The 4314-nt window shown below is 62.4% G+C and carries 5 protein-coding genes and 1 pseudogene; 5 read left to right on the forward strand and 1 reads right to left on the reverse strand.

The window, feature by feature from the left end; genetic code table 11:
* From Q8K05_RS00835 to Q8K05_RS00855, 5 genes and pseudogenes are all read left to right on the forward strand, one after another.
* On the forward strand, positions 1 to 1044 hold a 1044-nt coding region (locus Q8K05_RS00835; RefSeq protein ID WP_305244660.1), incomplete at its 5' end, for a DUF3375 family protein.
* Positions 1041 to 2084, forward strand: coding sequence for an adenosylcobinamide-phosphate synthase CbiB (cbiB, locus tag Q8K05_RS00840; RefSeq protein ID WP_305244661.1), 1044 nt, complete (start codon positions 1041 to 1043; stop codon positions 2082 to 2084). The genes Q8K05_RS00835 and cbiB, both read left to right, overlap by 4 nt.
* Positions 2081 to 3139 carry an aminotransferase class I/II-fold pyridoxal phosphate-dependent enzyme gene (locus Q8K05_RS00845; RefSeq protein WP_305244662.1) on the forward strand — a complete coding sequence of 353 codons (1059 nt, stop codon included), beginning with the start codon at positions 2081 to 2083 and terminating at the stop codon, positions 3137 to 3139. The genes cbiB and Q8K05_RS00845 overlap by 4 nt, the downstream gene beginning before the upstream one ends.
* 68 nt (positions 3140 to 3207) lie before the next feature.
* Positions 3208 to 3404: pseudogene (locus tag Q8K05_RS00850) on the forward strand (type II toxin-antitoxin system VapB family antitoxin).
* Positions 3401 to 3853: a type II toxin-antitoxin system VapC family toxin gene (locus Q8K05_RS00855; RefSeq protein ID WP_370868748.1), complete on the forward strand. Its 453-nt coding sequence runs from the start codon at positions 3401 to 3403 to the stop codon at positions 3851 to 3853. Before Q8K05_RS00850 ends, Q8K05_RS00855 begins: the two are co-directional and overlap by 4 nt.
* Here Q8K05_RS00855 and Q8K05_RS00860 read toward each other — a convergent pair.
* Positions 3837 to 4244 (reverse strand): biopolymer transporter ExbD, encoded by a 408-nt coding sequence (locus Q8K05_RS00860; RefSeq protein WP_305244664.1) that lies wholly within the window; start codon positions 4242 to 4244, stop codon positions 3837 to 3839. The two genes, Q8K05_RS00855 and Q8K05_RS00860, sit on opposite strands and share 17 nt — an antisense overlap.
* Between the last annotated feature and the right edge of the window lie 70 nt (positions 4245 to 4314).

The following is a 4314-nucleotide window of genomic DNA, read 5'->3' on the forward strand; positions in this document are numbered from 1 at the left end:
ATGGCGCAATCCGATCTGGCCGAGGCGCTGGAAGACACCTTGTTTGGCTTGCGCGAGCGCCTGGGTAATCAGGTGTTCCCCAAGTCGGCGCCGGACTATCTCAACGACTGGGCCGCCAACGAGAAGGGCTGGCTGCGCAAGTTTTACCCCGCTGGCTCGGATGAGCCGCATTTTGATTTGACCCCGGCCACCGAGCGTGCGCTGGCCTGGTTGACCAGCCTGACGGAACGCGCCTTTGTCGGCACCGAGTCGCGCTTGCTCACGCTGTTTGAGTTGCTCAAGCAAATGAGCGAAGGCAGTGAGACCAACCCCGAGGCGCGTCTCAAAGAGTTGCACAAAAGGCGTGACGACATTGATGCCGAAATCGCGCTGGTGCTCAGTGGCGACATGCCTTTGCTGGATGACACGGCACTGAAAGAGCGTTTTCAGCAGTTCACCGGTTTGGCGCGTGAGTTGTTGACCGATTTTCGGGAGGTGGAGCACAACTTTCGCGGGCTGGACCGGCGCGTGCGCGAGCGCATTGCGCTGCCCGATGGATGTGAGCAGGATATCGGCGTGACCCAGGCCGCTTTTGAGCGGCTTGATTTACCGGTCAGCCGGGTGTTCATCACCGAAAACGAGGTCAACTTTCTGGCTTTTCCGCCGCTGGCGGGTAGCATGGTGATCTTCGGCGCGGGTTATGGCTTCGAGGTGCTGGCAGGTGCCCGGTGGCTGCAACAGCGCAGCATTTATTACTGGGGCGACATTGACACCCACGGCTTTGCCATCCTGGACCAACTGCGTGCCCAGCTGCCCCACGCCCACTCGTTGCTGATGGACAGAGCCACCTTGCTGGCCCATGCCTCGCAATGGGGCGAGGAGCCGCAACCCCTGCTGCGTGACCTGCCACGCCTGACGGACGAAGAGCGTGCGCTGTTTGACGAGTTGCGCGACAACCGGCTGCGTGCGCGCCTGCGGTTGGAGCAGGAGCGCATTGGCTTTGGCTGGCTGCAGCAGGCGCTGGCAGCCTTGCCAGCCGTTTCGCTGCTGGATGACGCGACATGAGTCCTGAATTGGATGCACTTATTTTTGCCGCGGCTATCTTGCTGGCGTTCGCCATCGACCACTATCTGGGCGAGCCCGCAGCCCGCTGGCATCCTGTGGTGTGGATGGGGAACTACCTGGGCTGGGCTGGTCGGCACCTGCAGCGCTTCACCCGCCAGGCGCTGAACCATGGCTCTGATTACAAGGATTTTAGCCTCGGAGCCCTTGCGTGGTCTGCGGGAGCAGCTATTGTTTGTGTAGCATCCTGGGCGTTGCAAAAAGGTCTGCTGGCCCTGCCAGACGCGCTGGGGCCAATTCCGGGCGGCGTGCTCGCGGCGCTGCTGCTGGGCCTGGCGCTCAAACCGCTGCTGGCGTGGGCCATGTTGCGCAGCGAGGTGCTGGCGGTGGAAAACGCCTTGTCCCCCGCACAGGGCGGCTCGCTGGCTGCCGGACGCGAACGTCTGAGCTGGTTGGTCAGCCGCGATGTGACCCATTTGACCGAGACCCAGGTGCGCGAGAGCGCCATCGAGACGCTGGCGGAAAACCTCAACGATTCGGTGGTGGCGCCGATCTTCTGGTTTGTGCTGCTGGGCCTGCCGGGCGCGGCACTCTACCGCTTTGCCAATACCGCCGACGCCATGTGGGGCTACCACGGTGTTTACAAGGGCCAGAACTGGGAATGGGCGGGCAAATGGGCGGCGCGGGCTGACGATGTGTTGTCGTGGTTGCCGGCGCGCATCACCGCCGTGCTGCTGGCCTTGTTGTGTCGGTTTCGGACAGATGATCAGGACGGGCCTGTCGCAGCGTCCTTCATGGCGCGCCTGCGCCTTGAGGCCCGTCGCACGCCGTCGCCCAACAGCGGCTGGCCCATGGCCGCCATGGCGCTGGGCGTGGGCGTGTGTCTGCACAAACCGGGCGTCTATGTGCTCAATGCGGCGGGGCGGGCGCCGCAAACGCATGACACGCAGCGCGCTCTGGTCTATGCATCAAAAGTGGTTGTAGCCCTCGTGTTTATTGCGCAAGCAGCTATTATTGTTGTAGCAACTGGAGGGATTTTATGACGTCACCGCAGCGCATTCACGGCGGCCCCGATGCGCTGGGTGTGCCGCGTTTTGATTTCTCCACCAACAGCAATGCCTGTGGTCCGTGCCCGATCGCCCTGGCTGCGGTGCAGCAAGCAGATGCCCGTCATTACCCCGATGCCAGCTATGCCGCGCTGCGCGCCCAGTTGGCCGCATTTCATGGCGTGGAGGTGCAGCGCGTGCTGCTGGCGGGCAGTGCCAGCGAGTTCATTTTTCGCATCACGGCTTATGTGGCGCAACAAGGCGCCCGCCATGCCAGTCATCTCAGTCGGTTGGACACAAGCCACGTCGCCCTGCCGCCGCACAGCTACGGCGATTACGCGCAGGCTGCGCAAGCGTGGGGCCTGGGTGTGACAACGCGGCCCGATGCGGCCCAACTGGTGTGGGCCTGTGAGCCGTCGAGCCCGCTGGGTGGCGCGCATGTTGGCTGGCCGGACTGGCTCACGGGCCTCAACACCCGCCCGGACACACCCTTGAGCGTTCGGGCTGAGCCTGCACAAGCCCTGCCGCTGCTGGTGTTTGACCGCGCTTACGAGCCCTTGCGGTTGAGCGGCGCGCCCGCTCTGAATGAGGCCCAACTGGCGCAAGTCTGGCAACTGTGGACCCCCAACAAAGCCCTGGGCCTGACCGGCGTGCGTGCCGCCTACGCCATTGCGCCGCTCGGTGCGCAGGCCGCCGTGGCTGCGCTGGAGCGCCTGTGTCCCTCATGGCCGGTGGGTGCGCACGGTGTGGCGATGTTGCAAGCCTGGGTCCAGCCTGAGGCGCAGGCGTGGCTGGCGGACAGCCTGCAAACGCTACGCGACTGGAAAACCCGCCAGATCGCCGTGTTGCATGAGCGGGGCTGGCACTGCCTGCCCAGCGACACTCCGTTTTTTTGCGCACGGCCAGCAACGGCGTGTGACTTGTCCCAACTTCGGGCGATCGGCATCAAGTTGCGCGACGCAACGTCGTTCGGCTTGCCGGGCCATGTGCGCGTCAGTGTGCAGCCGCCCGTAGCGCAAGATGCGTTGGCGCTTGCTTTGCAAGGCTATTGATGCCACGAAGGCACTTTAAAAGACATTGTTGGATGCCACTATTGATGCTTTCATTGAAGAAGATTGCCATGCGCACCACCATTGCACTTGATGATGATCTGCTTGCCAAAGCAGAAGCCTTGACCGGTGTTTCCGAAAAAACCGCGTTGGTGCGCGAGGCGCTGCGAGCGTTGATACAGCGCGAAAGCGCCAAGCGACTCGCCCTCTTGGGGGGACTGAACCCGTGTTGAAAGACGTGCCGAGACGCAAGACGGAGCCTGCATGATTTTGGTCGATGCCTCCATCTGGATTGACCATTTGCGAGCGGGTGATGACAGGCTGGCCCGACTGCTTGACGAGGGCAGGGTAGTCGCCCATCCTTTCGTGACTGGCGAGTTGGCCTTGGGCAATCTTCGTCATCGTGGCGCGGTGTTGGGTGCGTTGCAGGACCTGCCGCAGGCTTGTGTGGCCACCGAGACGGAAGTTCTTCGCTTCATTGGGGAAAAGGGTTTTTTCGGTATCGGTATCGGCATTGGCTACATTGACGCACCCCTTTTGGCGGCGACACTTCTCACACCGGATTCATGGCGCTGGACACGAAACAAGCGCCTATTTACGGCAAGCGCTCGATTGGGCATCGCCGCCAACACAGCACAACACAGCACATTAACGGCATTGACGAATAGTCGCAAATACTTGCCCAATCCAGTCGGCTTGCTCATTTCGGCTCGGTAATAAAACCAATTTTTTTCAAGCCGGCCTGCTGCGCCGCCGCCATGACCAGCGCCACGCGCTCGTAACGCACGGCCTTGTCGCCGCGAATGTGCAGCTCAGGCTGCGGCTGTCTGGCTGCGGCAGCCTTGAGCTGCGGCGCAAGGTCTGCCTCGGCCAGAGTCGCTTCATTCCAGTAGTACACGCCTGCAGCGTCGACGCTCAGCCGAATGGTTTCGGGCGTGGCATCCTGCGGCTGGTTGGTTGCGCGTGGCAGGTCGATGTTGACGGCGTGTTTCATCACCGGCACGGTGATGATGAAGATGATGAGCAGCACCAGCATGACGTCGACCAGCGGCGTCATGTTGATTTCGTTCATCACCTCATCGGCTTCGTCCTGGGTTCCGAAGGCCATGGTCAGTTGCCTTTCTTGAGCGGACGCACGTTGCCGTTGTCACCGCTGGAGGTGACGCGCGCACCGGTCA

This window comes from Polaromonas sp., assembly GCF_030682935.1.
GTDB lineage: Bacteria > Pseudomonadota > Gammaproteobacteria > Burkholderiales > Burkholderiaceae_C > Polaromonas.

Excerpts from the sequence above, each read along its gene's own strand:
- Q8K05_RS00845 (WP_305244662.1), top strand. The coding sequence starts at position 2,081 with ATGACGTCACCGCAGCGCATTCACGGCGGCCCCGATGCGCTGGGTGTG.
- Q8K05_RS00855 (WP_370868748.1), top strand. The coding sequence starts at position 3,401 with ATGATTTTGGTCGATGCCTCCATCTGGATTGACCATTTGCGAGCGGGT.
- cbiB (WP_305244661.1), top strand. The coding sequence starts at position 1,041 with ATGAGTCCTGAATTGGATGCACTTATTTTTGCCGCGGCTATCTTGCTG.
- Q8K05_RS00860 (WP_305244664.1), bottom strand. The coding sequence starts at position 4,244 with ATGGCCTTCGGAACCCAGGACGAAGCCGATGAGGTGATGAACGAAATC.